Source organism: Psychrobacter sp. 1U2, from assembly GCF_051847575.1.
Genome location: NZ_JBPYDC010000089.1, coordinates 1 through 1979 on the forward strand (window position 1 = coordinate 1; position 1979 = coordinate 1979).

At 44.3% G+C, this 1979-nt stretch carries 2 protein-coding genes; both read right to left on the reverse strand.

What is annotated here, in order from left to right; genetic code table 11:
* Positions 1-115: HU family DNA-binding protein (locus ACS8FD_RS13365; protein ID WP_459252122.1), on the reverse strand; the 115-nt coding region annotated here is incomplete at its 3' end.
* Between the two features lie 204 nt (positions 116-319).
* Positions 320-1979, reverse strand: a 1660-nt coding sequence (gene pheT, locus ACS8FD_RS13370) for a phenylalanine--tRNA ligase subunit beta (RefSeq protein ID WP_439276244.1), incomplete at its 5' end; no start/stop codon positions are given.

Consider the following 1979-nt stretch of genomic DNA (forward strand, 5'->3'; position numbering starts at 1 on the left):
AACTATCTGACAACTCATCAAAAAAGTTCTCAACCAGACAGCGTCCTTCTTGTCTTGTCAAGTTAAGATGATTCATCAAATGCTCGATCATGTCAGATTTGGTTAAGGTACTCACAAGTACGACTCCTATGCTATGTCGAGATATCGGGTATCATGGTTTAGCGGTATGACTACTATATAAAGATAAATGACTCACTGATTACAATCATTAAATCACCGAGTCTTTAATTCAAGTGTAGGTATTATAAAGTATTTTTACTCTATTTTTAACAAATCTCGAAATAAATCTCTTTATTAATAGTCACTTAGCTAAATATAGTTAACTATCGCGTAATTGAGCATTATGCTGTTGAACTAATGACTCGATCACTTTATCTGTGACTGCTTTTACTACTTCGTCAGATAAAGTTTGAGTATTATCTTGCCATACCAGTGCAAATGCCAATGAGCGTTGTCCCATCGGCACTTTGTCCCCTTGATAAACATCAAACAACCATAGATTAGTCAGTAACGTACCTGCAGCTTTACGTATTGTCGACTCTAGCGTTTGCAAGCTGATGTCACTATCTACCAAAATAGCAATATCACGGCGCACTTGTGGAAATTTACTTGGGGTAGCGATAACTTGCTGCTCACGAGCCAAGTCTAACAATGGTGCAAGCGATAATTGTGCAACCCAAGTCATAGGCATGTCTAACTGTTTAGCAGTGCTAGGATGCAGCTGACCCAACCAGCCGATATAAATATCGTCGATATAGAGTTTGGCGCTTTGACCTGGGTGCAAAAAGGCCAGCGCGCTACGCTCATAGCGAACACGCGCAGGATCAATCTGAGCTGGTAACAGCTGTTCGATATCATGCTTGAGATCATAAAAGTCTAAGGCGCGGTTTTGGTAGGCTTGTTCATCCCAGATATCACCGACTGCTACCAAAGCGATACTTGGCGTCTGCACCAAGTCATTGATGCTTTGCCCAACAAAGCTAAGACCTGTCTCAAAAAAACGTACACGCGGCTGCTGACGGTTTAGGTTATATTGTACACAAGGCAACAAGCTTGAGAGCAACGTACGGCGCATCACTGCCAAATCACTAGAGATGGGATTGGCCAGTGCTAATACCTCCCCTAACGCCTCATCATCAAGTAGCGTCTCAAGCTTAGCATCGCTAAAGCTAAAGCTAATTGCTTCCATATAGCCATTATCGACTAATGCTAGCTTCATCTCATGCGTCAAATCGGCAGTATCATCATAATCCATACTGACTTGCAAATGAGGTAGGACACTTGGAATATTATCATAGCCATAGATACGCGCGATCTCTTCGATGAGGTCCTCTTTAATGCTCATATCGAAGCGATACGATGGCGGCGTACAAACAAGTGCGTCTGCTTGCTGCTCTACCCAAAACCCTAACTGAGTTAAGATACGTACCATTACCGCAGGTTCAATGTCGATACCGATGACATCAAAAACCTTTGTCAGCGGTAGCGTAATAGGTGCACGGGCCGGCAAGTGCTCGCTACTTTCTGTTTTTATAACTTGACCGGCCTGCGAGCCTGTGACACTGGTAAGCAAGTCACAAGCACGGGCCAATGCCAACTCTGGCAGCGCAAAGTCTACACCGCGCTCAAAACGCTGTGAGGCATCGGTATGTAAGCCAAAACGGCGCGCACGAGCAGCGATGGCGAGTGGATTAAAAAACGCACTCTCTAATACGATATTGGTTGTGCTGTCGGTCACACTACTACGCTTACCGCCCATAATCCCAGCAAGAGCCAGCACGCCTTCATTATCAGCAATGACTAACTCATCGCCCGTTAAGGTAATGGTTTGCTCGTTAAGCAATATCAGCGTTTCTTTAGGCTGTGCCAAACGCACTACAATATCACCTTTGATGGTATCGGCATCAAATGCATGTAACGGCTGGCCAAGCTCCATCAACACATAGTTGGTGACGTCCACCAAAAAGTTATGCGAACGT